This is a genomic window from Chryseobacterium sp. II3a (assembly GCF_057815135.1).
Genome location: NZ_JBYPZJ010000004.1, coordinates 307,793 through 334,035, shown reverse-complemented (window position 1 = coordinate 334,035; position 26,243 = coordinate 307,793). Strand labels below are relative to the sequence as shown.

Sequence of the window (26,243 nt, the reverse complement as noted above, 5' to 3'; positions counted from 1 at the left end):
CTATGAATCTAGAAGAACTTTATCACTTAAGAAAAGATTTTACAATAATTGGACTGACTGGAAGAATTGCTTCAGGTTGTTCTACTGTAGCTAAAACATTAACAAGTAATGATTACCAACTTGAATTCCCTTCTAATATAAATAGAGATAATTTAGTTGATCCTGAACAAATAAAAATCAATATTTGTGATAACTATCTAAAACTTAATTGGAAAGGATTTAAGATTATAAACTATGAACATGTTTTATTTCTTCATTTAATTTTTGAGTCACTATTAAATGAAAATCCTTCTAAGAAATTTTTAGAATTTTTCTTCCAAAATGGAAGTTCCACTGAAATTGGGAAACATGTTGGCTATGAAAATAGATTTGACCCCCAAGAGGACTCATCAATTAGTTCGGATATAATTAAGATATTTAAAAAACATACTTTAGTTATTGAAAGATTAAAAAAAGACATTTCAGATTCACAAATAACAAATCTTCATGATTTGCTTGATGCTAATAGAGCTAATGAAGATTACTGTAAATTATTATTTGATTCTTTTGAAAATTTTGCTTTTGAGTTTTACGGTTTCCTCCACTTATATAATATAACAAAAAAAACACGTCTAATCCATGACATAGCAAATCATTTAAGAAGCTATAAGACAGTAAAAAATTTAATTTTAGATGAGACAACAACAAGTTTAGATAATATTTATACAGTTGCAATAACTATAAATAAAATTATTAAAATTTGGAGATATAAAAATCCTAAACAATGCAAAATAGTTATTGACTCATTGAAGAATTCGCTTGAATTATCTTTTTTTAAAGAAAAATTTGCAGCTTTCTATATGTTAGCAGTTAAGAAAAATCTATCAGAAAGAAATCAAGAGTTAAAAACTATAATAGAAAAATTTGGATACTCAAAGACTGAAGCAAAAGAACATTTAAAAAAAATATTACTATTAGATGATAGTGAATATAAAGGTAATGATGTTAATAAAGGATTGTTTGTTTATCCCGATATTGAAAACTGCATCCAAAAAAGTGATTATCATATCTTTTTTTCTAATCATAGAAAAGGTAGTTATGAAGAATGTAAAGAATGTGACAATATAACACATGATTCTAGATATAAATATTTAAATTTAGATGTCCAATTGATGAAATTAATTGCACTTATTCATCAACCTGGTATTGTTACACCAACTGCAATTGAAAGAACCATGCAAATTGCATATAATGCTAAATATAATTCAGGATGTATATCCCGTCAAGTAGGAGCAGTTATAACCGATGAAAATTATTCTGTTAAATCAATTGGTTGGAATGATGTTGCACAAGGACAAATTCCTTGCTCTCTAAGGAATATAAAAGATTTAGTAGAAAATAAAAATCAACACCACTTTAGTGACTTTGAAATTGGAAATTATAGAACTAACAGAGAAGATGGATTAGAAGCGAGTATTAATGATTTAACATACCGTGATGGCGAAACTTTTAAACAAAAAACAAGTAAAATTACATCTTCCGCTACATTTAATAATCTTAATGGAAGAAACTGTTCTTTTTGTTTTAAAACATTTCACAATAGTTTTGAAAATGAAAAAAATCAAGTACATACTAGATCTTTACATGCAGAAGAGAATGCAATGATGCAAATCTCTAAATATGGTGGTAACAAATTAAAAAATGGATATTTATTTACCACAGCAAGCCCTTGTGAGCTGTGTAGTAAAAAAGCTTTTCAACTTGGAATTAAAAATATTTATTTTATTGATCCATATCCAGGAATAGCTTCAAAACATACATTAAAAAATGGGGCAAAAAAAGAAAACAACCCAAATCTAATTATGTTTCAAGGTGCATTGGGAAAAACATTTCACAAATTGTACGAACCTTTTATGTCTCAAAAAGATGAATTATCTATTTTAACCTTAATTAATCCTAAACCAGATGTAATAGAATCTATTAAAAAATTAAATATTGAGAAAGAAAAGTTTGAACAAATAAAAAAAATACTAGAATCTAAATGAAGTAAATTTTTATAATTTCTTCTAACCTTGCTGTATAAAATCTCCTGACTTTGAGACTTTGAATTAAGAAAAAAGCTAAAATCCAATAAAATTCAACATTAAAAAATGAGATTACTAAACATACAAAAAAATGAGCTTTTCAAAATAATTGAAAATAATAATCATTTTCAACCCAATCAATTTCAAATAGAAGAAAATGAATTAAAGGGTAACTGGAAAACAAAAATAAGTTTTGATAACAATTATTATTTCAAAATTTTTGAAGATTCTGAATATTACAATTCTTGTTACGCTAATTATTCACCAGGTGATAATAAATTTTTAGAAGTGACAAACAATATATCTTTTGAGACGATTAAAATACATTTTGCCAAGTGGTTATTATTTTTACATCAAGAAATATCAGAGTCAAACTTATGGGAAGCATTTAATTCACAAATAATTAAGTTTAAGGAGTCTGCAATTGCCGATAATTCAAAATTTTCAGCTCGTGAATATCTTGAATTGCAAGATAAGATGTCAATTTTATTTGAAAACATTTCTCATATCCCAATGCTGATTGAACAACGAAATGAAATTAGAAATGAACTAAAGAGAATTACTGATTTGGCTATTGATTTAGGTAAATTTGATTGGACGAATCTATTTGTTGGAACAATTATTAGTATAATCATACAATTGAAAGTTACTCCAGAAAATGCTAATCTTTTATTTCAATATATTAAAAATTTATTTTCAAATTTTTTATTCTATTATATAATAGGTTATACAAATCCTCACTTTCGGCAGGATTTCTACTCAATTTTAAAATCCAATAAATCTTTAGGTGATACATTTAGACCTCTAGCCAAATCAATTAATGTAGTAAATGCAAAGTTTCTTTTTCCATTTTCTATATCGCTTACTGTACCTTTAGTAATTTTGGAACTATTTAGAACGACATCATCTTGGGTAAGCCCAGATTTAAGTCTTAAATCTTTGACGTGTTCTCCAAATTTTTTTAGTATTTCATCTTGTAAAATGTCCATTTAGTAGCACTTTATACAAAGGGCGTAATTTTTTTTACAAATTTTGTTACAAGATCTTATAACAAAATGAAAATTTCTTATATTTGGAAAAGATTACTCATTAGAGTAATTTTGCGATACTTCAAAGAAATATAGAAGCTATTGCTTAGAATCTTGTAATAGAAAACTGGTAATTTTAAGAGACAAGAAGATAAGCAGGAAGCTCACGACCTAGGCGTGAGCTCTCCTTATCTGTCTCAAGGTATACCAGTGCCCCTATTACAGATATTGTAGAGTCTCATGCCATTTTTATTTTCATGTTGTTCTGCTTTTCTACAATCATCTTTTTCTAAGCCTGCTTTACCAAATAAAGTATCATGATACGGTACAATGGGGTGTACAATCCATTGCGGCTTTCGGGCTTTTAGAAAAACACAAATTCTACGGCTTGTATAGAAAGGAAGTTCAGGACTTCTCCTATACGGCCAGTAAAATCGTACAATAAAAAACAAAAAATTAAGACCATTAAGAAAAATGAAGAGAATAAGATAAGTTAAGATCCCTCAAAGATGGATGAAGCAGCCTGCTGAATATATAGTTTCAGCTATGATCTTAACTATTCTTAATGGCTTAAAAACTCTTAATGGTTTAAAAAAGGTAATTACATACAATCTTGCACTAACGCGGTTATCTTATTATTATGACTCTGTCATTCTGAATGTAACGAAGTGAAATGAAGAATCTAAGCCCTATTATGAGATTCCTCCTTCGTCAGAATGACAGTAATGTAAAATTGTATATAGCCATTAAAAAAAATTATTAAAAAACATCACCCATAAAATACATACTCATGAAAAAAAACAGAACAGACTTTCAATTCCGGCTTGGGAAAGGCCGGAAGAAGCTTTGTGGCTTACAGCAGATGGAAACATTTTTTCAACTCAATGATCTAACAGCCACCAAAGAGCTTTTAAACACCATTATGAGCTATGCCCTTAAAAGAAATAGCTGGATAAAAGAAGAACCTTCTGTCATTTATCACTTTCATCAGGCAATGCAGTCATTTATCCGTGCAGGCTACTGTTTAATGCTGAAGGAAAAGAAATTGTTTATCAATACTCAGTTGGAAGATGTTTCATCATTGGTTCTTGGCTTACTTACAGAGAAAGAATATCAAAATCCGCTGCTGGCCTTTAAAAAAGCTTTCAAAGAATACAGTGTTAAGTAATTTGATTATTTTATTTCCGGGATGGTCTATTTCTCAATGGGCATCTATGATAAGCTTCCGGAAAGGAATATGATAAACCCATATATTCATCTGATTAAAATGCTGGATGCAGCTTACCTTATTGTTGAAAGAAAAGGGAAAATATAAGGAATGTCCTTTTACATAAAACCTTCTAGTTTTGCACCCATAAAATAAAATCATCCGAAGCCTACCAACTTCGGATTTCTTATGACTGCATATTATCTTTTTCAATTGACCACCACCAAGCTTTAGCCAATATTACCGCCAGCACACCAATCGTTACAAAAAAACATGATGTTTTATGAAAAATTAACACATAAATAGCAATAAAATCAAAAATATATGTAAATTTGATACCTTTTAGTAAAAAAAAAATAAATAACCATATAAAACTTAAATAAACCATGAAGAAAATCATTCTAATGACTTTTTTAACATTCTCGTTGGCAAGTAAGGCCCAGGATTTAAAAAAAATTGAAAAGGAAAAAGCAAAGCTTCAACTTTTTGAGGAAGAAAAATTACCTGAAGCCTTCAATGAAATCTACAAAAAGAATGTTGGAAAAGTTTTGTTTTCCAATACTAAAACTGAACGAACACTTCCCGCTTCAGCATATATAACAACATTTACCTTAGGTGACAAATTATTTCTCCGAGGATTCTATGAGCACTCTATTTCAAACAGTATATTATTGCAATTGGTAGAAAGCGGCATGAAGACCAAGGACATGAATGGATGGAAAGATTCTTTTGATTCCCAGACCAGATTAATATCAAACCTTTATTTTGATGGTCAGTTCATAGCGTCTTCAGGGAGAGATGAATATTTAAATGGAGAGGATGTAACAAAGAAAACCTTATCAATGAAACATAGCCTCAACGACGGCACGGAAACCCTATGGGTGGGAGAAATTCCTTTTCAGGAATTGTTGGGTAGACAAGACTTATTGACCCCAGGGAAGCATACACTAAAGATAGTACAGATTCCTTTAAAGACCTTTGGGAGTGGTTCCGAATTTCAGTATAAACCGGTAGCTACAGGTGAAATTGAAGTCATTGTACCCAAAGAAATAAAATTCAATGAATCCGATTGTTTTCCAAAAGCAGCCATCAAGGATGGAAAGATGGAAGCAGAAACACTTAAGGCTATAAAAAAATTCTATAAGGACGGTGCCCCTAATGCATTCAAAGTAATCTTGACCAGCAATGAAATGAAGATCATCAGACAAGAACACACTGGTGTGATCCTTAGAAAAGCTTATGATGCAGCTGTGGTTTCGAAAAAAGGAGACGAGGTATGGTATAATTATTACACATTCCACAAAGAATATAATGGTTCAAAATATGAAGAGGCAGTTGTAAACGATGATGTAGCGACCTCCATACGAGGCGGTGGAAAAGCAGTGAATAAAGGTTGTCTTAAATTCTTGAAATAAGATAAACCAGTATTATATCGCGCTATATTTTAGACGGCATAAGCACCTTCAAACATACTCCAACACCAGATCTTGATGGAGCAGTTGATCCAGAAATAATGGGATGCCTGAAAATGATATATTGACTGGCAACCCAACGAATACCAAAACCGTTCTGAAAAGAGTGGTTTTGGTTTTTCAATACCTAGGAATCCCCGCTACGCACAGTCTCCCGACTTTGCGCCGATAACATAAAAATAGACCATAAAAAAAGGCTCCAAAGTCAGGAGACTTCGGAGAGCAAAGTCGTCTACGTGATTACATGTTGTGTTGTAAATTCGGATTGAACTGAATATTAAAATACTTTAAATAATCCTCTATTGGTTCCAATCCCATTTCTTTTCTTCTTTCGTTTACCGTTTCAGGATTTTCTAATTGATACAATTTACCATTTTCTATTTGTGAACCATATATTTGGGGTTTTCCTTCGTCCATTAACATCCTATCTTTCATCAATGCATATTGCTGTTTAGATAAGTCTCCATTTTTTACCACTTTCTCTATTTGTGGAAAATACTTTTTTCTGATTTCTTTAGTACTATGTTGCAGACCCAACCAGATTGCATCCATGTGTTTTTGATCCACCTCCTTTAATGTCGGCATACCACACTTTTCAATAATGCTAATCACTAATTCCTGATTCCTGTGATCTTCTTTAGCGTATTTGATGAGTTCATTTGATTTTCTAATCCTTTGGTCACTTTCTAAAACTTCGCTCAAGATTTGTTTTTTTTTGCTGCAATCGACTTCAATAATATCTACTGAACCTACATAGACAAATTTATCCCTATTCATATAAAGGAATATTGATATCATTACAACAAGAGCGGTTAATATGCTAAATAATATTTTTTTTATTTTCATTTCTATTTTTGTGTCATAATTCAAAATAGATTGACCATTTTTGGTTAAAAATTAATTGTAAAAATAAGAAAAAATAGAGCCATCAAAATCAAAAAAAATGATCTGATATAAACTCAGCTTCTTAATGATATAAAAATCACTTCTCCTTTATTTTCTTTCTATGCTTCAACCCAAAATTAATTAAAGCATTGACAACCTCTTCAGTTTCTTTGGCGTGTGTGGTAAGTGCATACGAAACGGTAACAGGTTTGGTGTTATTAACCGTTCGGGTGATCAGTAAATTATCTTCCAGCTCCTGCAGCACTTTGGATAAAACTTTTGGACTTATTCCCTGAGCTATTTCCTGCAAATCTTTGAACCGCATTGTTTTGTGATGATATAAATTATGCAGAATACAGAATTTCCACTTGCCGCCCAACAATTCAATGGCATCTTTAAGGGCCAATATTTGTTCTTTACTGATGTCATTTTTTTTAGTACTCATACATACAATAGTTACTTTCCAAAAGGTAACGGATAGTAAAGGTAAAGTTTCTTTCAGATAATTTTACACGGTAAAAAAATTAAAAATGAAAGTAACAGTAATTGCCAACATTTCAGCTAATGGTAAAGTATTATTATCCGACAATCCACACCATCAGCTACCATCAGAAGCGATGGAGTTTTATTTAACATTCGCAAAAAAAGTGGGAAACCTCGTCATAGGCTTTAAAACCTTTGAAAATTTTCTAACCTTCCCACAGGATGTCAAAGACCATTTCAACGGAATAGAAATCGTCATACTCTCTGAAAAATCTTACCCATCAAAAGACTATAAGACTGTGAAAAGTCCCGAAGAAGCTATTGAATATATGTCAGAAAAAGGCTGGCACGAAATGGCAGTTGGCGGTGGAACAAGTGCCTTTAATGCTTTTATAGACAAAGATTTGGTAACGGACATTTATTTTAATATTCATCCACTCATCACAGGAGTTGGAGGTGTTTTAGGAAACAACAGTGAACTGAACTCAAAATTTAAACATAAAGAATATACACTTAAAGATGGTTTCATTCAACTGCATCTAAGCAAAGAAGACTGAATAACAATAAGCTAAAAAGGTGAATACATTCTAGATGATTCTGGATGAAAAAATATGAATAGCAAAACCAATAAAGCCCCTACCAAGTAACAAACAGGACTAAAATAAATTTTACACAATTGTATATTGACACAATGCGTAAATTTGGATGTTAGCATTATCATAAAGCCAACCGCAACTATAGACAAACAAGAATTTATGACAGAGAAATTTCCGACTATAAACAGTACCCTTTCCCCCAATGAACTTGGCCAACTTATTCAACAAAAATATAAACTAAGCGACAAAACCGAATGCAGCATTTTCCGATTGGCGATGAATCATTTGTATATCGTTCAGGATGGCGAACAGAAATATGTTTTCAGAGTTTACACCCACAATTGGCGGACAAAATTAGAAATTGAAGAAGAATTAAGATTATTGGTTTACTTAAAAGAAAATGACAGACAGATTGCTTATCCAATTACCAACAAATCGAGCGAATATGTACAAGAAATTGAAGCACCTGAAGGAAAAAGATTTGGTGTTTTGTTTTCATTTGCTAAAGGAGCAAAGACTGCAAAATTTTCACCTCAAACAAGTTTTCTCATTGGACAGGCATTAGCCAAAGTTCATCAATCGACAAAAGGTTTTGAACTCAAAAGAATGTCTTACAATAGTCAGAACCTTCTTACAAAACCTGTTTTAAGAATAAAAGAATTCTTTAATAGAAACACCAGCGAAATTGAATTTTTAGAAAAACTATCTGCTTTTTTAACTCTGAAAATTGACAATATTGACCAACAGAACATGAGATATGGAAGTGTACATCTAGATGTTTGGTTTGACAATCTGCACATTGACGGTGAAAATGAAGTAACATTTTTTGATTTTGATTTTTGTGGCAACGGCTATTTATGTTTTGATATTTCTTATTTTCTGTTTCAGTTACTGACAACCCATTTAAACGAAGAAGAGTATCAAGAAAAAGCAGAAAGTTTTTTGAAAGGTTACGAAACGATAACTGAAATAAGTACTGAAGAAAAACAGTTTTTACCTTTTGCCTGTTTAGCCATTATGACCTATTATATCAGTGTACAGTGCGATAGATTTGATTATTGGACCAATATTTTTATGAACGAAGACCATTTTAAAAGAATGGTTGGAAACTTGAAACGATGGATTATTTGCAACAAAATTGAGATTGGATAATAAACCTACAATGAGAAAATAACAAACGGCTAACAAAAGTCGTGAAACCAAATATAAATTATATCTTTTACCCAAACACATCCTATGCATTTCAGAGGTATTTTAAAATTTTATTTATTATTTTTTTTCGTGGCTTGTTTTGAAAATAAATCTAAAACTGAATATTCAAAATCAGTTACAGAAACCATTTCGCAGCAAGATAATAGAAAATTTGAAAAATATCCCGCGCAATATGAATTACAAGACAGCATACACCTCACTTATATTAAAAATGAGTTTTATAGAAACCAATTTGGATTTCTCTATGAAAAAACGACTGCACAAAGAGATATTAACGGAAAATTAAAAGATGTGGAATATTTTAATGGTGTTATTTCACAGGAAATTGATCCGGATTCATTTCAACAGATCGGAAACTCCTGGTTTGCAAAAGACTATAAAAATGTATACTATTCCAGACCTACAAGTGGGGGAAGAGAGATTACAAAAGTAGAGCATGCAGATGTCAATACCTTTAAAATTATTGATGGAAACTATAAATATGCTGTTGACAAAGGTAATTTCTTTAATGCCACTGAAAAAATTGAAGGTTTCATTCCTTTAAAAACTGAACAGATAAAAAACAAAGAAGGAAAAGTGATTGAGTTAAAAATGAAAAATAAAAAACTCGATCTTGAACCTTAAAAAGTTCACACAACAAGAGATAAATAATACAGATTGAAACTATAATAGAGTTTAATCCGGTTAAAAAAGAGTTATAGTGCGAAACCTGAGCTGATCACAGATACTTTTTCAGAGGCAATATTCCTTTTACACTCAAACGCAGCTATTTTATATTGATACAAATGAGTACATATCACGCGATTATATTAATTCTTTTTTAGTAATATTACCATGGAAACTAATTTTATTTAATGAGTTACAGATTTTATGTTTTTAACAACAGACCTATTAGATCCTGACAGACAAAATACCATTCAAAATATTGATCAGAACCTTGTAGACTTTTTACCCAAAGACTATCTGCATTTTCTACTTGAATATGGAACAGGAACCTATTGTGACGAAGTTTATATAACTTACCCTGATGATAAAAATATTTCTTTGACCTTCAGCAGCTATACAGACCTATGGAAATTGAATGATTTATACAATGAAAATGATTTACTACAATCTGTTCAGATCGGCTCAACGGCCAACGGAGATATTATTTGCGTAACACAAAACAAAAAAGGTAAAATATTTGTTCTGCCCAGGCATTCCATGGAGATTATATCATTTATGGCTTTTGATGAAACCATACAATACTTTGTTCCAAAAATTTCAAAAACTTATTTTGACCCGATATTTGACAGCAAAACGGAATGCATAAGCCTAATAAAATCTGAGAAGGAGTTAATTGACATTTTTCCCATCCATGAAGAGTTTTTACGAACATTCACTTATGATTTTGTAATAAACGAAACAACCCAGCCCAAATACTTTTTTAAAAGTTTCGGCGGTTGGATTACTTTTGATCTCATTTACAAAAACGGAATTTATATCAAATTTCAAAACCGCTTTATTGAAAATATTCTTTCTATTCTGAACTTTTTCAAAAATTATTGAAAAGTATTTTACAGCTTCAAAGTCTCTACTTTGCACTAATAAAATAGATCATCCAAAGTCATCAGATTTCAGGAGTAAAGTTTCTACCCTCTTCAACTTTTTTCTATCTTTAAACCACGATTATTATATTCAAGCCTGGTATTAAGAAATAAACCTGAATTACTGAAGAAAATCAAATAGAAACAAACACTAAATCTCTTACCATTGAAGACAAAATTATTATTCCTTTCATTCTTGGGCACACTACTAGCCCACGCACAAACCCTTGATTTTAAAAATCTCGTCAATATGTCTGTAGGCAGAGGTGCTGCAACCAGTGTAATCGTAGATGATAATATCTATGTGAGCAACGGATATCAGGATAAGGGAGGTAACGCCAACTATATTGAAAAATATAATATTACTGACAACAAATGGAGTGTTCTCAATACTGCTCTACTCACAAAAAAATTTGCTAATTCTGAGACTTACGATAATAAAATCTATATTTTTAACGGTTGGGGAAACAGTCATCTTGAAATTGTAGATCTTGCAACCAATACCATAACGAAGGGAGCCGTTAATCGTTCCTATACAGGAAATGCAGGGTCTGCTATCCATAATGGCAAAATATATGTATTTGGCGGCAGCGGATTAAACGGAGTCAAAAGCACTGTATTCTCTGATAAATTCCAGTATTATGATATTGCTTCCAATACATGGCATCCATTACCCGACATGCCCACAGCCAGAGAAACAAGGGGCAAAATTGTGAATGATAAGCTTTATGTCATTGGTGGATTTAACGGTACCTCATCCCGCCTGATCAATGTCTACGACCTCAACACTAATCTCTGGATCAAACAATATACAATGCCTGCTGGTATATCCGGACATTCATTAGCGGTATCCGGTGATAAGATTTTTATTGCAGGAGGCTATAATAATCAAACTTTTCTGGCTTATTTTGATACCACAACCAATAAACTACATCAGCTATCATCCAATATGATTCCCAGAAGGCATGCCACAGCAGAAGTATATAACAATAAACTATACATCATCGGCGGAAGTACAACATCTGCAACCAGCTCAGCTATTAAAAGCATACAAGTGGCAGATATCAGCGAAAGTGTACTTGCTGCAAATACAACAACAAATGATAATAGGACATTGGAGAAAAAAGTGTACACCAATGCAGCCAAAGATGGCTTTGTAATCAGTAATAAAAATAACAACAATCAATTTGAATATACTGTTTACTCCACAGATGGCAGCCAGATCAGCAAAGGTTTTGCCTATTATAATAAAACGATAGATTTATCAAGAGTAAAGCGCGGAACTTATATTTTTATGTATAAAGACGAAAAAGGTCTTTTGCAGCAGATTAAAATTTTCAGATAATATCTCCTCGAATACTATTAAAGCCCAAACCCCTTACCTAAATACAAAAATAACCATGAATTTCATAAAAAATACTTCTCAGGATCAAAAAAAAAAGTAAGTATAATTTTAACCCTACAAGTGCCTGCATCGGATTTAAATATTCCTGAATATGCAAGTTTTAAAATAGTAGACTGCTCGGATATGCTTAAAAAGTATAATTATCGCTCGTCAAGAGATCATGGACAGAAGAAACTTGAATATATTTCTAATGAGATCATTACTTCAAAAGATAATATATTAATTTGTAATACCCGATTAAGCATTCCAGATTTTGATATGCTCTCTGAAATGCTGAGGCCATATGAATTAATTATCGACAAAATTTTAGTCCCCAACGAATCCAAAAGAAACAAAAAATTGGCTGAAGGACAGGAAGCGTATAGAAACCACAGTCGCTGGTTGCATTTTTATCCAGGAGAAATTGAGGATATATATAATGAATTTGAAATGGAAATTAAAAGCTTAAAAGCAAGGTGTGAAAATACCGAAACGAAAATATTGGAAATATAAAACCTACCCATAAAATTACAAAAAAATGAATGATACCTTTACAATTGATGACTTGCAGAATATATGGCAAAAAGTAAGTATCCTCCACAATGGACAAACTTATGGAGGCCAAAATAAAAACGAAAAAATTGAATACATCAATCACATCGGCAGTGTTGTATTTGAGGTAATGAATGCTGCTAAAAATACTCCGAACTTCAATGCAGAGCTCGCTATAAAATGTGCACTTCTGCATGATACAATAGAAGATACTAACCTGAGTATAGAAGATCTGGAAAAAGAATATGGCCCTGAGGTTAAAGAAGGGGTACTTGCACTCACAAAAAACACAAATCTTGAGAAGCAGCATCAAATGATGGATAGTCTAGACAGAATCAAGGTACAGCCAAAAGAAATATGGGCAGTTAAAATGGCCGATAGAATTTGCAATTTATATGCGCCACCCTATTTTTGGAAACAAGAGAAAAAAGAGAAGTATCTTGAAGAAGCAAAAGTTATTTATGAATATTTAAAAGAAGGGAATAACTATCTAGCAAAAAGGTTATTAGAAAAAATTGAAATGTATCCTAATAAATAGACCGTATTAGTATGATGCATCTCCAGATCGATAAAATTAAAGAGACATGGACAAGTGAAAACATCAAATTTAGCCAACCTGCAACACCAGAATCCATCAAAGCTACAGAAGAAATTCTCGAATTTCAGTTTCCGGATGATTTTAAAGAATTCTACTTACAACTGGATGGCTTCGCAGATTGGGACTGGACAAAAAATATGTTTTCCATCTGGCCACTAGCAAGAACCCTGGAGGAATACCATAATGAAAATGATAAGAGTTTCATTGTATTTGCAGACTATTTGATCAATGCCATTCAGTTCGGTTTTGTGAAAGGAAAAGATGGTGTGTTTAAAAATAGTGGTGAAGCCTATGAATGGATTGCTGATACTTTTTCTGATGTTTTAGCTTTTATCCATGCAGATGCCGATATTTTGTATTGATGTAAATCACCTATAGATAAGGATTCCCGTAAGGTATGCCCTGCCGCATGTTTTATTTTTGGCTTTCAATTTTGATTATTAAAAATAAAACAATGAAAAGATTAGTCGTATTATTTACCATCCTGATTTTTGGAAGTTCTTATGCTCAAAACACGCCAACATTTGAAAATGATACCCTCACCACTTCAACAGGTTTTAAGGTATATGAAGGTTTAGACCTGAAAATCGGTACAGGCTCTATGAATGATGGCGATTTTAAGTTTATCAGGACCAATGCCTCTTCCCTATTCAATTATACTTCAACCACAGGATATCAGGGACTGGCCAATCAGGCAAATTCATTTAGAAGAAGTAACTCCGGGCTGTCATTCAAGGTAAAAAAAATAATGTCGAGAGGGAATAAAAAAAATGGTTTTGTGTATTATGCTAAAATCGGAAGCGGTCTCATAAATTATGAAATAGATCTTGAAAATGCCATCAGATCAGGTGAACTGATCGTTCCTGATGAATTTTTACCCAAAGAAAAATCTCAGCGTCTGAATTCGGAAACAAAATATGACAGGCTGAAGAAAATTAAAGAACTAAAAGACTCCGGAGTGCTATCTGAAGAAGAGTTCCAGAAGGAAAAAGATAAAATAATGGCTGAAAAATAGCTTTCATGGATAACCGTTCTGTTTTCAGAGCGGTTTTTATTTTTTGAACTTAATATCTTCCCTTCATTATTCAAAGATTATGGGTAGATTTGTGACATCAATTATAATTCATGAATACTCAAGAAAAGGTAACTATTCTATAGAGTGCAATGAATTTATTTTTTAAAGAATGAAAACTAAATTTACTCTAAAAGCATTTTTACCACTGATACTCTCAATACTTATTCCCTCCTTATTCATAAAAACCATATTTCTGATCTTTAATGATTCTTATTATAATGGTACCATATTCCCTAAAATTTTTCTTACCGGAATCCTCATTCTATCTTTTTTAGCCATATTTTTTGGGGAAATTAAACAGAAGTTCATCAGCGTAGAATTTACACCACATGAAATTATTATCAAGCACTTCATGGGTCTTCAAACAAAATCATATAAAGTTTCTACAATAGAAGGATGGAAATACAGTTATATAAGTACTAGAGGAGGATCTTACGAATATTTATACCTGTATAAAGATGGCCAAAAAGTAGTAAAATTTTCTCAGTTTTATCACAAAAACTATGATGACGTGAAGTATTATGTAAGAACCCTATTCAAAAATTTAGGATATGAAAAATTTTCTTACAAAGATGAGTTTAAAGAAGCTTTCAAATAATAAAAAGCTACTAAGTTTTCTAAATTTTAAAACTGGACATATTTAAGGATGAGATAATGAAAAAAATGTAAATTGTTATTATACCTATAAATCCTATACAAAACCAAAGTTTTGTATATTTGAGATCTCGCGAAGATCTTATAAACAATGCCATGTATAAACATTTCATAATACTTTTTTTAATCATTTCAAGTATTGCAAAATCACAGATTGACATTCAAGAATTGCCAAATGAATGGATAAAAACTAAAATGAGAATGCTTGATGGAAGCAAAGATGTATCAGAACCATTTTTAGAATCAAAGTATCACCGTTGGAAATTCAATGGACAAAAATTATGTACAAGCTCTAATCCAATTAATAGAATTAACGAAAATTGCGTAGAGTATAAAACTGAAAAGAATTTCATTAAGACTTCTGATGAATCCGGCTACGAGATTCTAAAATTAACACAAGACTCGCTAATCCTAATACAAAGAATTAATAACATCGTTGAGAAAGATAAAGTAAGAAAATATTGGTTTGTAAAATCCTCTATCATTAGAAATAAACTTCTTGATACATTCAAAAAAGATTCTGTTATAATAGCAATCGAATCTTTTTCACCTGTATTTAATGGAAATTTATCCGCAGATATTTCAAAAGAATTTCGCAGTAAGAACAGATTTCCAGCTTTTAATCTGATAGGTAATATTGTTTTTTTTCCTAAAAAAGAAAAACTGGAATTTGAAATTGCTAATACTCGTGATACACAAGTTATTGAGAATCAAAAAAACATTGATTTCATTAAAGAAGCTTTTGGTAAGGCCTATAAAAATTGGAATCTTAATGATTTTAAAAATTTTGATAAAGTCTATTTACCTTTCATAATAAAATGTAATAATGAACAATTTAATAATGGTTTAAGAGTAACAGGATGCTCAATTTATTATCATATGAACACTGTTGATGATATTAATAAAACTTACAGTGTAAGTCTTCAAGATCTTGAATTATCTAATGAAAATTTTCTAAAAGGGCTTAAAGCCATTCAAAATAATAAATATGATAAAGCAATACAATATTTCAATAAATCATACGAAATAGATCATAGAAAGATTGATGCATTATACAATATTGCCAATATTTATTCCTTTCAAAAAGACAATATCAATGAATGTAAATATTTACAGAAATTAAAAGACCTTGAACAAACTGAAGGAATCAATAATTATAACTTAAAATGTTCTGCATTATAAAATCCGCTACGAATAAAATAATGGCTGAAAAATAGCTTTCATGGATAACCGTTCTGTTTTCAGAGCGGTTTTTATTTTTTGAACTTAATCATATCATCTATGACAACAAATCACGAAAACGGGTAATTGATTCATGAATTGATCTACAATAACTTTAGGTATTATAATTTTAGAAATTAACTAAAACCAATAGCCATGAAATTCAATTTAATAAAGTTATCAAAAACAAATACAGCCCCTTTTCTAATAGTAAGCCTGCTGTATGTAGTATTGCTTGGATCACCTTTCATTTATTTTTCAATATTAAAAGGAAATCCACATTCTTCTGTATCTGCAGAAATTAAAAGTCCTGCTCTTAATGCAGGAAATGCAAATGAAGAAGGATCAGAAATTACGGATGAAGATACAGATGTATCAGACAAACAGTCTACTTCTCAAACTCCTATTAATATTACAAATTGGGAAACAAATGCGGATTCAAGAGGATTCATCATGCTTACAAGGCTGGCTATATTCAGTTCCATATTAGCCATGGGAGCGCTGGGAGCTGCCGTAAGTTTAATTACAAGAACAAAAAACAATGCTTTGCTCACTCATGATGTTACCATTTTTGAAATTGTATCCATTCAAACTGTTGGAGCTATTTTTGCCTTAATTCTGGGATTTATTTTTATGGGAAACCTAATTTCCGGAACCTTGTTTCCTAATCCCATTATTTTCTATCGTATCATCTATGTTCCTGCTGCATTTGCCAAACTACTTGTATGGTCTTTTATTGCTGGTTTTTCAGAGCGGCTTGTTCCTCAGCTATTGAATAATCTGATCAATAAATCAAAAACCGATGAAATCAATAATGAAAGTTAAATACTATATATCCCAACCTTAAGCCTCTTTGATTTTTCAAAGGGGTTTTTATTTAGAAAAAACTAATGTAACTTCGGACCACCAATTGATACAGACAGACAATCTCCAATATTTGTAGAATACTATGAAAAAAACACTTGAATTCCTTACCCAATTAGCAAAAAATAACAACCGTGAATGGTTTACCAAACATAAAACCGAATACGACCTGATTACTAAAGAGAACAAAGTATTTTTCAATCAGATATATGCTGAGCTTCAGGAACATGATCATTTAAAAGGGATTCATATTTTCAGAATTTACAGAGATGTTCGTTTTTCTAAAGATCAGACCCCTTATAAAAACAATTTCGGGGTCGGATATTCCCGTTCCAAGCCGATGCTGAGAGGCGGATATTATATTCAGCTGGAACCTGGAAACAGTTTTGTAGGAGGCGGATTTTGGGGACCTGAAGCTAAAGATTTACTTCGTATCCGTAAAGAATTTGAAATCAGCACTACGGAAATTGAAAAGATTACCGCTGATGAAACCTTTGTAAAATATTTCGGAGAACTTAAAGGTGATGCTGTAAAAACAGCTCCACGAGGTTTTGACAAAAATCATCCGGCCATAGATCTCATCAGAAAAAAGCAATACATCGTTATGCGAAAATTTACAGATAAAGAAGTCGTATCTGATAATTTTCAAAAGGAAGTAGTTCTCACCCTACTGGCTATGCGTCCTTTCTTTGATTATATGAGTGAAGTTTTGACAACGGATCTTAACGGGGAACCTTTATTTTAAGTTGTAAGAAAACTCATTGGCATGAATAGCCTACCTGATTAAGATCATAAGATCAAATGTATTCTCACTTAAAAAACCAATTGATTATGATTAAATTATTTACCCTAACAGTAGCAACACTTCTCACTCTTTTAGGCTGTACAAAAAATGAGATGAAATACAGTGTAGGCCAGGAATGGAACTACAAAACCCGCCCTACAGAAGCAAACTCAACACTCACCATTTTAAAGATTGAAGACTATCCTAAAACAGGCAAAGTTATTCACATCTCTATCGGTGGTTTAAAAATGAGAAATCCTGATAGTCCTAATGGTTTTGCAGAAAAATTAACCCATATCCCTATATCGGAAGAATCCCTGGATAAAAGCGTAACCAAAGTGTATAAAGAAAATAGCAAAATGCCTGATTCTCTTGAAATGGATGGATATTCTTTTTGGAAAAAAGAGTTTGACAAAGGAGACGCCGGGATATTCACTATTCCCGTTTCTGAAATTGTAAGCTCTATGGAAAAATTAATTATCGAAGGAGATTATACTAAATAAGCACAGTATATATTGACAAAATACTCTAAACAAAAAACAAATATGCACTATCATAAAAAACTCTTCTTTTTCCTCACCGCCCTCCTACTCTTAACCAATTATACATTTGCCCAGACAAAAAAGCTAGCTCAAATAGATTCTTTACTAAACTCTGCAAATCAATCTGGAGCTTTTAATGGAAACATTCTGGTTTCAGAAAATAATAAGATCATCTACAATACTTCTTTTGGTTTTACAGATGCTTCAAAAACAAAAAAGCTAACCCCTGATTACAGGTTTAATATTGGCTCCATTACCAAAGAGTTTAGCGGTGTAGCATTATTGCAATTACAGGAACAAGGTAAGTTGAAAATTACAGATCCTATTTCCAAATATATTCCAGAGCTGCCCAAATGGGCCAATGAGGTTTCTATAAAAAATTTATTACAGTACACAAGTGGCATTCCCAATGTAAACTGGAAAAAAATTAAAAGTAATCAGGATATTTTTGATGATTTAAAGTTAATTGACAAACTTGATTTTGTTCCGGGCACTCAATACGATTACAACATGAATAATGTCTTCCTAAGACAGTTTATTGTTGAAAGAATTACTGGTATGCCTTACAAAAGCTATGCAAGTCAAAATATTTTTCAGCCTTGTAATATGAATTCATCTGAAATCACTCCTATTGTGGTTGAAAAATTGACTGCAAAAGGATTTAATAACAAACTAACAGAAGATAAACCCGATTTTTTGGTGGGCGGAACTTTTCTAACGACAACTGATTTACTAAAATTCGTGAATTGCCTTCATTCCAAAAAATTAATCAATGAAAATTCCTTATTTGAATTGGGACAACACTTTGATTGGCCGGATACGCAATCCTCTTTGGGAGAAGCCAAATTTAAAAACAAAAAATTAGTTGAGCACTCTCATGATGGAAGAGCTGGAAACTATGAAGCTCTTTTGGTTTCTGATCTGAATGAAAAAACTACTATTATTTTGTTGGGAAATAATTATAATGGAAAATTATTTGAAATTGCGGATGCTATTACAACCATTTTGAAAAAGAGAAACAAATAATAAATACAAATGTTTAAAATCAAAGATAAATTATTTGACATACAGCATGCTTACTTGGATGCTTTTATAAATTCTGATCATCAATTAGTTTTTGGACTGCAGATTAAAGCTGTAGGAAAAGATAAAGTTCCTGATAGCCAAGATGAAGATCCCTCTGATTTATTTTTTCCGGATGATGAATTATTTTTTAATTCAGAGATATTATTAAAGATTAACCCCAATGAGATAGAAAACTTGCAGGATATTGCCGGAAGAACAATTGAGTGGGAAAATTATCCGGAAGACGAGCAGGAGCCTCATGCTTTATTGTATGTTTACGAACACTATGGAATATATAATGCAAAGATTGAATTTAAAAAATCAGAAGAAAAAATCATAGTAAGTATCAAAGCAGTTTGTGATATGTATGCAGGAGAAATATTTTCCGACAATTTACCTTTAGAAGTTGAAACTGAAGTTGACTTTTACGGAATACTTTGTGGCAAGGGTACTACCGAAGAACAATGCAGAACTAAAATAGCTCCTTACTTAAACGGAGATACTTTGCAATATGCACTGAATAAGTATGGAGTATCTGTTATGGTTCCACATCATGCGAATATGGAAACCAATTTGCTCCTATTAGGAGACTATTAATTTTGTTTCATTAGCATTATTTAAAGCGGTATATTTAATCAATATTCACAATCATACAGAATATGGCTCTCAGATCTAAATTCGTCGTTATTCTCTCTTTCGTTAGTCAGTTGTTTTTCTCACAGAATAGCAAGAAATATATTGACTCCGTGAGACAGGCATTTCACATTCCTGAGGTAAGTTATGCCGTTATCAATGAAAAAGACATCAAAAGTATAGGCAGCCTTGGTCTTCATGCTGTAAATCTTAAAGATTCGGCTAGTTTCAATGACCGATTCCATATAGGATCCAATACAAAGGCAATGACTGCTTATATGATTGCAAAATATGTAGAAAAAGGAAAAATCAAATGGAGCACAAAATTTTTTGATCTTTTCCCGGAATGGAAAAAGACTTCCCAAAAAGAATATTACAACATTACATTAGAAGAACTCCTCTCCCACCGTGGATTAATCCAGCCTTTTCAGGGAGAAAATGATCTGCAGATTCCTAAGTTTAAAGGAGATCAAGCCTTAAAAAGAAAACAATTTGGAAGATTTGTTCTCACCTTAATTCCGGCAAACCCAGGTACTGACCATGCCTATGTTTACTCGAATGCAGGTTATACATTAGCTGCTTTAATGATAGAAAAAGTGACTGAAAAAACATGGGAACAATTAATGGATAAGGTTTTCAATACTGATCTGAATTTAAATATTAAATTTTCATGGCCCGAAAATCAGAAAGTAAAAGACACCTGGGGACATTCTTTTGAAAATGGACAGCTTGTTCCCGTTCCTTCTACAACAGACTATCGCCTTGATTATACTGAGCCTGCGGGAGACCTTAACATCAAACTTCCAGATTATATAAAATTCATTCAGATGAATCTGAAAGGATTGAACGATGAAAATAACTATTTAATGGCTTCTACCTATCAGTATATACATGATCATTTTTCACAGTATTCTATGGGCTGGTACAATATATCTGAAAACGACATACAATGGTCTAATCATTCGGGAACTGCCGGAACTTATTATACTTTGGTTCATATTGATAAAACAAATGGTGTTGCTTATATTATCTTTACAAATTCTTTCAATGAAGAAACAACTAATGGAGTAAGGCTAATAATGCGTTATCTAAAAAAAACAATTAAATAGACATGAATAATAAAAACTATGCTGCTGAAACAGATCAGAATGAATCGCCAAATAGCAGACAGGTTACACAGGCAATCATTGATAAACTGGCCTGGATAGAGCTAAAAGATAAATCTATTCTCTCAACCAGAAGCTTTGGTAAAGATAAATACTATATTCCGGGAGGTAAAAGAGAAATTGGTGAAACTGATGAACAAGCACTTATCCGGGAAATACAAGAAGAACTGAATGTTACTGTTGATGGCAAAACGCTTCAATATATAGGTACTTTTGAAGCTCAGTCCCATGGACATGCGGAAGGTATCATTGTAAAAATGACTTGTTATTCTGGGCAATACTCCGGAGAATTAAAAGCAAGCTCTGAAATTGAAGAAATAAAATGGCTTAATTATTCTGATAAAGATAAAATATCAGAAGTTGATAAATTGATTTTTGACAGCTTACATAAAAATAATTTATTGGATTAATATCAGTTATTCTTCAGTACAATTATGCATAGAATATCCGTCTTTATCTAAATTTGAAGAGTCCTGTATCTGATTACTATTGATTTAAATTACAGACAGAACTCATTTTAAAAATCATTGATATTGAAATTCATAAGGATTAGAGCCTATTTGAAAAAAATCGATGTAAATAAAAAAACATACACTACAACAAAAACCATGAAACAAAATTTTTTCGCACTATTTTTTTTATTGTCCTTTTGGGCGTTTGGGCAGAAAGTCAATTTCAATATTAAATATTCTGAGCAGTTGGCTGTTTTTGTTTTTGTACAAAATCTTTCTGATTATTATCCGGAAAATGTTTTTAAGACAGCATTTACTCAATCAAAGTATAATACCCAAAAGTATAAGGAACTTATTGTAAAGTTTGAACGGCTTCCTATTGATTACAGTTATTCATTTGATGAATATCCTTATGGCTCAAAAATACCAATGCAGTCCAGAGATATTTTGAAAAAAAACCTTATTGAAACTAATAATTTAAATGATTTTAAGCTCCGCTCCATCGGAATTCTGCCTAATACAACCTTACAGAGCATTTCTGAAATTATTACAGTATTTACCCCCATTTACAATGAGCTTATTTATGTTCCAAACAAAGTCCAGTTTGAACCACAGCTAAAGGAAATTAGCAAATATGCCAGTGAAAAAAACATGGAATATTATTTCCAGACAGGTTTATTGTTTTATAACACCCACTGGGATGCTTCTATTCCTTTTGAAATAGCCATGTACCCTTTACCTAATTCAATGGGATTTACAGCTCAGGCCTTTTATAATAACTTTATAAGCGCTGTTCAAACCAACTTAAAAGATTACAAAAGTTTTTTCAGTGTTATGCTGCATGAAACGTATCACATCATTCACGATGAACAGTCTCTTGTGGTGAAAAAAAGTATTGCAAAAAACTTTAAAGATAACCCATCAAAATACAGCAATTATGCCTATCAATTAATGAATGAAGCCCTGGCAACCGCTCTTGGGAATGGATATGTATATGAAAGTTTAAATGGAAGAACAGACACCAATGATTGGTATTACAGCAAATATGTTGATTTGATGGCAAAAAAAATATATCCAACCGTAAAGGAATATATTGCTCAGAAAAAACCTATTGATAAAAATTTTGTGGATACCTATATCAGGGTTTATGAGGAAAACTTCCCCGAATGGATCAATGAGCTTGACCATATTATGACTTACAGATATATCCTGTCTGAAAATAGAAGAGATTTTAATATGATAGGCCAAATGTATCCTATGCGTTCAAGTGAGGAGTCCGAAACACCAATTACCATGCTCAGTCTTGAAAAAATGAAGAAGACTCCGCTAACGAAAATAATCATTATCTCCAAAGATCATAACGAAAAACTTAATCTTGTTAAAAGCCAGTTCAAGGAATTGAGCCAATGGGACTTTAATCCGGACAAAGAATTTAAGTACAAGGTTCTTTTGGACGATAAAAGTCAGCTTTTGATCATTAATCAACAACAATCACCTATTGAGTCTTTTTTTGCCAATTCTAAATAAAAAGTAAAATATGAACATCGAGGAACAGATCAACGATTATATAACAACACAATCTGAACCTAAACGTTCTGATATGCTGAAACTACATCACATCATACTGGAACTTATGCCTGATAGTAAATTATGGTTTTTGGATGGTAAAAATGATGATGGTAAAACAGTTTCCAATCCCAATATAGGCTACGGATCTCACATCATGCAATATGCTGATGGAAAAAGCAAAGAGTTCTACCAGATCGGAATGAGTGCCAATACCACCGGAATATCTGTTTATATTATGGGAATAGGTGATAAAACTTATTTAAGCAGAACCTTTGGAAAAGAAATAGGGAAAGCCAGCGTAACCGGATATTGTATTAAGTTTAAAGCCTTGAAAGATATCAATGTTGAAATCCTTAAAGCGGCTATACAATCTGGCTACAATCAAAAATTTTAATTTTACTACAATTTTCATTAACACAAACCATGGAATCTTCAAATAGAATAGCTCATCAACTTACCTTATTTTTCATTTTAGGAATATTAACTCTTCTTGTCGGATTGTTTTTCTCCTACATAGCGTTCACCAGTGTTTCTGCGGCAGATGGTCTGGCAGGAATCTATATATTATTAGGATTAATTCCGGTTGTTCTCATCATCATTATAGACAGGATTTGTGTCTGGAAATTTGGTCCAAAGAAAGTGAATAAAGTACAGTTGTATATTGCAGGAATATTCGCCTTGCTTTTTATCCTGAACTGGATCAGATTGCAAAGTCAACAATAAACAGATTTAAAAAAATTAATAATCAATATGAAAAAAGCATTTAAAGTTATAGGAATAACCCTTGGAGTCCTTGTCTTATTTCTCATAGCCAGCAATTTTATACAAATCAATGAAAGAGAAAGCCTCCTTTATAAAATTCAACAGTATGTAACCTATAATGAAGAAGACTGGAGAAATTATGAAACCAATCAGAAATACCTGGCAGAAAGTCCTGCACCGGCCTCTACTACGGTAGTTGCCGAATCCGTAAAAGATTTTCACCCCTATAATCTTGATTTTTTAACGGGAAGTGCTAAAGAAGAAGAGCTAAAAAAGATTGAAAATGCTCATTTTGAGAAATTAGTACCTGCGAAAAAAAGTCCGGATGATGAAGATGCCCAGATTGCTCTGATTAAATTAACAGACAGACGTTTGACAGATGTTATCATCAATCAAAAACTAAATATCAAAATCGGGAAATGCTATGAAAACCCTGATAAGGGCGAGAACTACAACTGTGTAAGCTGTATGATCCTGCTATACAACAGAGAGAAAAAAGATTGGCAGGAAGCCCCGGACGGTGAAAACTTTCTTTCCAACTCTTATGATTTTTATCAGGTTGCTGAGGACGGAGAATGGCAAGCTAAAGATTTATCCATGTTCATCCCCTATGATAATGCTCTTTTTAAAAAATATGAAAAGAAGTAAACTTTACCAGTTTCATTATTCTTACTACTAAAAAATTCAAGACCATTCTACCCCACAGAATGGTTTTTTGCTTTCATTCCATATTTTTTTGTAGTTTTCCCTTACTAAAAAACGACAGCCATGAAATACTACAAACTTGAAACATTAGTCTATCATTCAAAAACACTCTTTAATTCTAAATCTATCATAGTTTCCAACAGTTTGATACACTATATTTATTAACCTATATTTTATACAGAATGTCCAGAGAACGGGTTATCAGTACTTTAAAAAAATATTTTACAGATTTTGTATTAATATTTATCAGTGTTATTCTCGCATTTATTTTAACAGAATGGAGTGCCAACCAGGGTGAAAAAGTTTCGCAGTCAAAAATACTTACAGAAATCCATAATGGGTTACAATCTGATACCAAAGATTTTAAAGCCAATATGGATAATCACAAAATAAGTATTCGGGGAGTTCAGGTTTTTAGAAACTGGACATCGGGAAAACCCGTTCCACAAGATTCCATTGTATTGTATTATTATGCCCTTTTCAGAAACTATACACCTATCATCAACAAAACGGGGTATGAATCTTTAAAAGCCAATAATTTAAAAACAATAACAAATGATTCACTTCGGTTTACTATTATTTCTCTTTATGATTACCATTATCAGATCATAGAAAAACTGGAAAATTCCAATTCGGAGATGCAGGATTTTATTAATTATTTTAAAGCGACCAATGATATTATTCATCCCTATTTAATTTTTGACGAAAAAGGCAATACGAAAGGGCTGCAGCCAACCCATAAACTTTCTGAAAATCAAAAAAAAGAACTGATGAGCTACTTCTGGAGAATGGAAGTCAATAAGAAGTTCAAAGTGATGCGATATAATGAAGTTATAAAAAAACAAAATGAACTTCAGAAAGCTATAAGTGAAGAATTAAGAAAGGATTAATAATATACATTCATCCTACATTTGAACGAGATAAACACTATTTTTAAGTGCTTTTTTTCATATCCAATTTTATATAATTTCACAGGATTTGCAAATAGAGCTTAAAAATCTTAAATAAATCAGTGGATTTATACATCATGAAATATACATTCCTTCTCTTATCTCTTTTTCTTCCATTACAAGTTTTTGCTTGTAAATGTGCTGCTGAACCTAACATAAAAGATTCATTTGAAAATGCTTCTCTTGTTTTTATGGGTGAAATTTATGATGTTTCAGAAGGTCCTAATGGCTTCAAAACATCTCAAAATACATTGAGTAAGGTAAAAATTAATACAATCTATAAGGCAGATCATTATGAGGATTTTTACAATATAAATGCAACACTTTTTCATTCTCCACTCCGCTCATGTGATATTTTATATACGGAAAAAGGAAAATATCTGATATTCGCCCGCATTGATAAAGGTACCGGGCTCCTATATTCTGATCACTGCTTCGTACAAAAAAGGATGGATCAGGTCACCCAGAAAGAATTAAAAGAATTGCAAAAACTGAGCAATGATTACCTGAATCAATTAAAAATTCCGAATACACAAACAATAACTGCTGACCTTATTGATGAAGATATTAATGTATCTGAAAATATGATAGGAAGGCATATGAAAGAACTTTCCGATATCCGTAGTGAGAATAAAACATTAAAAATGCTCGCCATTTTTTCTCTCATTGTTATTCTCATACTTCTCATTATAATTTTGTTGCTGCGTAAAAGAATAAGTCTACTAAAAAACTGAT

30 protein-coding genes are annotated in these 26,243 nt (G+C 31.8%); 28 read left to right on the top strand and 2 right to left on the bottom strand.

Annotated elements, in window-relative coordinates; genetic code table 11:
• Positions 1 to 2 precede the first annotated feature (2 nt).
• The 4 genes from AC3HD6_RS12845 (at position 3) to AC3HD6_RS12830 (ending at position 5,713) form a co-directional block, all read left to right on the top strand.
• The gene (locus AC3HD6_RS12845; RefSeq protein ID WP_488896688.1) at positions 3 to 2,024 is read left to right on the top strand and encodes a hypothetical protein; all 2,022 of its coding nucleotides are present in this window, start codon (positions 3 to 5) and stop codon (positions 2,022 to 2,024) included.
• Positions 2,025 to 2,129: 105 nt separating this feature from the next.
• Positions 2,130 to 3,056: a hypothetical protein gene (locus tag AC3HD6_RS12840; protein WP_488896687.1), complete on the top strand. Its 927-nt coding sequence runs from the start codon at positions 2,130 to 2,132 to the stop codon at positions 3,054 to 3,056.
• A gap of 825 nt (positions 3,057 to 3,881) precedes the next feature.
• Complete coding sequence (locus tag AC3HD6_RS12835; protein ID WP_488896686.1) at positions 3,882 to 4,259, top strand: hypothetical protein; 378 nt, start codon at positions 3,882 to 3,884, stop codon at positions 4,257 to 4,259.
• Positions 4,260 to 4,684: 425 nt separating this feature from the next.
• Positions 4,685 to 5,713, top strand: coding sequence for a hypothetical protein (locus AC3HD6_RS12830; protein WP_488896685.1), 1,029 nt, complete (start codon positions 4,685 to 4,687; stop codon positions 5,711 to 5,713).
• Positions 5,714 to 6,010: 297 nt separating this feature from the next.
• Here the strand turns inward: AC3HD6_RS12830 and AC3HD6_RS12825 are convergent, their stop codons facing one another.
• Together AC3HD6_RS12825 and AC3HD6_RS12820 are read right to left on the bottom strand one after the other, a co-directional pair.
• Complete coding sequence (locus AC3HD6_RS12825; RefSeq protein WP_488896684.1) at positions 6,011 to 6,616, bottom strand: DUF6624 domain-containing protein; 606 nt, start codon at positions 6,614 to 6,616, stop codon at positions 6,011 to 6,013.
• Positions 6,617 to 6,752: 136 nt separating this feature from the next.
• Positions 6,753 to 7,100 (bottom strand): winged helix-turn-helix transcriptional regulator, encoded by a 348-nt coding sequence (locus AC3HD6_RS12820; RefSeq protein ID WP_488896683.1) that lies wholly within the window; start codon positions 7,098 to 7,100, stop codon positions 6,753 to 6,755.
• Between the two features lie 85 nt (positions 7,101 to 7,185).
• On the opposite strand from AC3HD6_RS12820, the gene AC3HD6_RS12815 reads away from it, so the two are divergent.
• The 24 genes from AC3HD6_RS12815 (at position 7,186) to AC3HD6_RS12700 (ending at position 26,242) form a co-directional block, all read left to right on the top strand.
• Complete coding sequence (locus AC3HD6_RS12815) at positions 7,186 to 7,695, top strand: dihydrofolate reductase family protein (RefSeq protein ID WP_488896682.1); 510 nt, start codon at positions 7,186 to 7,188, stop codon at positions 7,693 to 7,695.
• 198 nt (positions 7,696 to 7,893) lie between these two features.
• A complete protein-coding gene (locus AC3HD6_RS12810; RefSeq protein ID WP_488896681.1) occupies positions 7,894 to 8,886 on the top strand; it encodes a phosphotransferase in 993 nt (330 codons plus the stop codon).
• A 129-nt stretch (positions 8,887 to 9,015) separates the two neighbouring features.
• Positions 9,016 to 9,570 carry a DKNYY domain-containing protein gene (locus AC3HD6_RS12805; RefSeq protein WP_488896680.1) on the top strand — a complete coding sequence of 185 codons (555 nt, stop codon included), beginning with the start codon at positions 9,016 to 9,018 and terminating at the stop codon, positions 9,568 to 9,570.
• A 246-nt stretch (positions 9,571 to 9,816) separates the two neighbouring features.
• Entirely contained in the window at positions 9,817 to 10,494 is a 678-nt protein-coding gene (locus tag AC3HD6_RS12800) for a hypothetical protein (RefSeq protein WP_488896679.1), read from the top strand.
• Between the two features lie 204 nt (positions 10,495 to 10,698).
• On the top strand, positions 10,699 to 11,877 hold the full coding sequence (locus tag AC3HD6_RS12795) for a Kelch repeat-containing protein (RefSeq protein WP_488896678.1): 1,179 nt from the start codon (positions 10,699 to 10,701) through the stop codon (positions 11,875 to 11,877).
• A 183-nt stretch (positions 11,878 to 12,060) separates the two neighbouring features.
• Positions 12,061 to 12,429, top strand: coding sequence for a hypothetical protein (locus AC3HD6_RS12790; RefSeq protein ID WP_488896677.1), 369 nt, complete (start codon positions 12,061 to 12,063; stop codon positions 12,427 to 12,429).
• A 25-nt stretch (positions 12,430 to 12,454) separates the two neighbouring features.
• The gene (locus AC3HD6_RS12785; RefSeq protein WP_488896676.1) at positions 12,455 to 13,006 is read left to right on the top strand and encodes a bifunctional (p)ppGpp synthetase/guanosine-3',5'-bis(diphosphate) 3'-pyrophosphohydrolase; all 552 of its coding nucleotides are present in this window, start codon (positions 12,455 to 12,457) and stop codon (positions 13,004 to 13,006) included.
• A gap of 11 nt (positions 13,007 to 13,017) precedes the next feature.
• Positions 13,018 to 13,428, top strand: coding sequence for an SMI1/KNR4 family protein (locus AC3HD6_RS12780; protein WP_488896675.1), 411 nt, complete (start codon positions 13,018 to 13,020; stop codon positions 13,426 to 13,428).
• A 92-nt stretch (positions 13,429 to 13,520) separates the two neighbouring features.
• Positions 13,521 to 14,081, top strand: coding sequence for an SHOCT domain-containing protein (locus AC3HD6_RS12775; protein ID WP_488896674.1), 561 nt, complete (start codon positions 13,521 to 13,523; stop codon positions 14,079 to 14,081).
• A gap of 169 nt (positions 14,082 to 14,250) precedes the next feature.
• Positions 14,251 to 14,739, top strand: coding sequence for a hypothetical protein (locus AC3HD6_RS12770; protein ID WP_488896673.1), 489 nt, complete (start codon positions 14,251 to 14,253; stop codon positions 14,737 to 14,739).
• A 152-nt stretch (positions 14,740 to 14,891) separates the two neighbouring features.
• Positions 14,892 to 15,977, top strand: a complete 1,086-nt coding sequence (locus AC3HD6_RS12765) for a tetratricopeptide repeat protein (protein ID WP_488896672.1) — start codon at positions 14,892 to 14,894, stop codon at positions 15,975 to 15,977.
• A 195-nt stretch (positions 15,978 to 16,172) separates the two neighbouring features.
• The gene (locus AC3HD6_RS12760; protein WP_488896671.1) at positions 16,173 to 16,841 is read left to right on the top strand and encodes a hypothetical protein; all 669 of its coding nucleotides are present in this window, start codon (positions 16,173 to 16,175) and stop codon (positions 16,839 to 16,841) included.
• Between the two features lie 124 nt (positions 16,842 to 16,965).
• A complete protein-coding gene (locus AC3HD6_RS12755; protein ID WP_488896670.1) occupies positions 16,966 to 17,625 on the top strand; it encodes a DUF2461 domain-containing protein in 660 nt (219 codons plus the stop codon).
• Positions 17,626 to 17,711: 86 nt separating this feature from the next.
• Complete coding sequence (locus tag AC3HD6_RS12750; protein WP_488896669.1) at positions 17,712 to 18,167, top strand: hypothetical protein; 456 nt, start codon at positions 17,712 to 17,714, stop codon at positions 18,165 to 18,167.
• 42 nt (positions 18,168 to 18,209) lie between these two features.
• A complete protein-coding gene (locus AC3HD6_RS12745; protein WP_488896668.1) occupies positions 18,210 to 19,232 on the top strand; it encodes a serine hydrolase domain-containing protein in 1,023 nt (340 codons plus the stop codon).
• A 9-nt stretch (positions 19,233 to 19,241) separates the two neighbouring features.
• Positions 19,242 to 19,868 carry a hypothetical protein gene (locus AC3HD6_RS12740; protein WP_488896667.1) on the top strand — a complete coding sequence of 209 codons (627 nt, stop codon included), beginning with the start codon at positions 19,242 to 19,244 and terminating at the stop codon, positions 19,866 to 19,868.
• Positions 19,869 to 19,930: 62 nt separating this feature from the next.
• Complete coding sequence (locus tag AC3HD6_RS12735) at positions 19,931 to 21,013, top strand: serine hydrolase domain-containing protein (RefSeq protein WP_488896666.1); 1,083 nt, start codon at positions 19,931 to 19,933, stop codon at positions 21,011 to 21,013.
• 2 nt (positions 21,014 to 21,015) lie between these two features.
• Positions 21,016 to 21,480, top strand: a complete 465-nt coding sequence (locus AC3HD6_RS12730) for an NUDIX hydrolase (RefSeq protein ID WP_488896665.1) — start codon at positions 21,016 to 21,018, stop codon at positions 21,478 to 21,480.
• 198 nt (positions 21,481 to 21,678) lie between these two features.
• Positions 21,679 to 23,049, top strand: a complete 1,371-nt coding sequence (locus AC3HD6_RS12725) for a hypothetical protein (RefSeq protein WP_488896664.1) — start codon at positions 21,679 to 21,681, stop codon at positions 23,047 to 23,049.
• A 10-nt stretch (positions 23,050 to 23,059) separates the two neighbouring features.
• A complete protein-coding gene (locus AC3HD6_RS12720; RefSeq protein ID WP_488896663.1) occupies positions 23,060 to 23,485 on the top strand; it encodes a DUF1801 domain-containing protein in 426 nt (141 codons plus the stop codon).
• Positions 23,486 to 23,514: 29 nt separating this feature from the next.
• Positions 23,515 to 23,814: a hypothetical protein gene (locus AC3HD6_RS12715; protein ID WP_488896662.1), complete on the top strand. Its 300-nt coding sequence runs from the start codon at positions 23,515 to 23,517 to the stop codon at positions 23,812 to 23,814.
• Between the two features lie 27 nt (positions 23,815 to 23,841).
• Positions 23,842 to 24,501: a hypothetical protein gene (locus AC3HD6_RS12710; protein WP_488896661.1), complete on the top strand. Its 660-nt coding sequence runs from the start codon at positions 23,842 to 23,844 to the stop codon at positions 24,499 to 24,501.
• Between the two features lie 239 nt (positions 24,502 to 24,740).
• A complete protein-coding gene (locus AC3HD6_RS12705; protein ID WP_488896660.1) occupies positions 24,741 to 25,448 on the top strand; it encodes a hypothetical protein in 708 nt (235 codons plus the stop codon).
• A gap of 137 nt (positions 25,449 to 25,585) precedes the next feature.
• Positions 25,586 to 26,242, top strand: coding sequence for a hypothetical protein (locus AC3HD6_RS12700; RefSeq protein ID WP_488896659.1), 657 nt, complete (start codon positions 25,586 to 25,588; stop codon positions 26,240 to 26,242).
• Position 26,243 lies beyond the last annotated feature (1 nt).

What these genes read in the sequence shown, in the direction of transcription:
- AC3HD6_RS12845 (WP_488896688.1), top strand. Translation starts at nt 3, where the DNA reads ATGAATCTAGAAGAACTTTATCACTTAAGAAAAGATTTTACAATAATT.
- AC3HD6_RS12815 (WP_488896682.1), top strand. Translation starts at nt 7,186, where the DNA reads ATGAAAGTAACAGTAATTGCCAACATTTCAGCTAATGGTAAAGTATTA.
- AC3HD6_RS12765 (WP_488896672.1), top strand. Translation starts at nt 14,892, where the DNA reads ATGTATAAACATTTCATAATACTTTTTTTAATCATTTCAAGTATTGCA.
- AC3HD6_RS12735 (WP_488896666.1), top strand. Translation starts at nt 19,931, where the DNA reads ATGGCTCTCAGATCTAAATTCGTCGTTATTCTCTCTTTCGTTAGTCAG.
- AC3HD6_RS12810 (WP_488896681.1), top strand. Translation starts at nt 7,894, where the DNA reads ATGACAGAGAAATTTCCGACTATAAACAGTACCCTTTCCCCCAATGAA.
- AC3HD6_RS12770 (WP_488896673.1), top strand. Translation starts at nt 14,251, where the DNA reads ATGAAAACTAAATTTACTCTAAAAGCATTTTTACCACTGATACTCTCA.
- AC3HD6_RS12790 (WP_488896677.1), top strand. Translation starts at nt 12,061, where the DNA reads ATGCTTAAAAAGTATAATTATCGCTCGTCAAGAGATCATGGACAGAAG.
- AC3HD6_RS12730 (WP_488896665.1), top strand. Translation starts at nt 21,016, where the DNA reads ATGAATAATAAAAACTATGCTGCTGAAACAGATCAGAATGAATCGCCA.
- AC3HD6_RS12825 (WP_488896684.1), bottom strand. Translation starts at nt 6,616, where the DNA reads ATGAAAATAAAAAAAATATTATTTAGCATATTAACCGCTCTTGTTGTA.
- AC3HD6_RS12710 (WP_488896661.1), top strand. Translation starts at nt 23,842, where the DNA reads ATGAAAAAAGCATTTAAAGTTATAGGAATAACCCTTGGAGTCCTTGTC.
- AC3HD6_RS12745 (WP_488896668.1), top strand. Translation starts at nt 18,210, where the DNA reads ATGCACTATCATAAAAAACTCTTCTTTTTCCTCACCGCCCTCCTACTC.
- AC3HD6_RS12780 (WP_488896675.1), top strand. Translation starts at nt 13,018, where the DNA reads ATGATGCATCTCCAGATCGATAAAATTAAAGAGACATGGACAAGTGAA.
- AC3HD6_RS12785 (WP_488896676.1), top strand. Translation starts at nt 12,455, where the DNA reads ATGAATGATACCTTTACAATTGATGACTTGCAGAATATATGGCAAAAA.
- AC3HD6_RS12720 (WP_488896663.1), top strand. Translation starts at nt 23,060, where the DNA reads ATGAACATCGAGGAACAGATCAACGATTATATAACAACACAATCTGAA.
- AC3HD6_RS12820 (WP_488896683.1), bottom strand. Translation starts at nt 7,100, where the DNA reads ATGAGTACTAAAAAAAATGACATCAGTAAAGAACAAATATTGGCCCTT.
- AC3HD6_RS12740 (WP_488896667.1), top strand. Translation starts at nt 19,242, where the DNA reads ATGTTTAAAATCAAAGATAAATTATTTGACATACAGCATGCTTACTTG.
- AC3HD6_RS12715 (WP_488896662.1), top strand. Translation starts at nt 23,515, where the DNA reads ATGGAATCTTCAAATAGAATAGCTCATCAACTTACCTTATTTTTCATT.
- AC3HD6_RS12705 (WP_488896660.1), top strand. Translation starts at nt 24,741, where the DNA reads ATGTCCAGAGAACGGGTTATCAGTACTTTAAAAAAATATTTTACAGAT.
- AC3HD6_RS12755 (WP_488896670.1), top strand. Translation starts at nt 16,966, where the DNA reads ATGAAAAAAACACTTGAATTCCTTACCCAATTAGCAAAAAATAACAAC.
- AC3HD6_RS12760 (WP_488896671.1), top strand. Translation starts at nt 16,173, where the DNA reads ATGAAATTCAATTTAATAAAGTTATCAAAAACAAATACAGCCCCTTTT.
- AC3HD6_RS12775 (WP_488896674.1), top strand. Translation starts at nt 13,521, where the DNA reads ATGAAAAGATTAGTCGTATTATTTACCATCCTGATTTTTGGAAGTTCT.
- AC3HD6_RS12835 (WP_488896686.1), top strand. Translation starts at nt 3,882, where the DNA reads ATGAAAAAAAACAGAACAGACTTTCAATTCCGGCTTGGGAAAGGCCGG.
- AC3HD6_RS12750 (WP_488896669.1), top strand. Translation starts at nt 17,712, where the DNA reads ATGATTAAATTATTTACCCTAACAGTAGCAACACTTCTCACTCTTTTA.
- AC3HD6_RS12840 (WP_488896687.1), top strand. Translation starts at nt 2,130, where the DNA reads ATGAGATTACTAAACATACAAAAAAATGAGCTTTTCAAAATAATTGAA.
- AC3HD6_RS12700 (WP_488896659.1), top strand. Translation starts at nt 25,586, where the DNA reads ATGAAATATACATTCCTTCTCTTATCTCTTTTTCTTCCATTACAAGTT.
- AC3HD6_RS12830 (WP_488896685.1), top strand. Translation starts at nt 4,685, where the DNA reads ATGAAGAAAATCATTCTAATGACTTTTTTAACATTCTCGTTGGCAAGT.
- AC3HD6_RS12725 (WP_488896664.1), top strand. Translation starts at nt 21,679, where the DNA reads ATGAAACAAAATTTTTTCGCACTATTTTTTTTATTGTCCTTTTGGGCG.
- AC3HD6_RS12800 (WP_488896679.1), top strand. Translation starts at nt 9,817, where the DNA reads ATGTTTTTAACAACAGACCTATTAGATCCTGACAGACAAAATACCATT.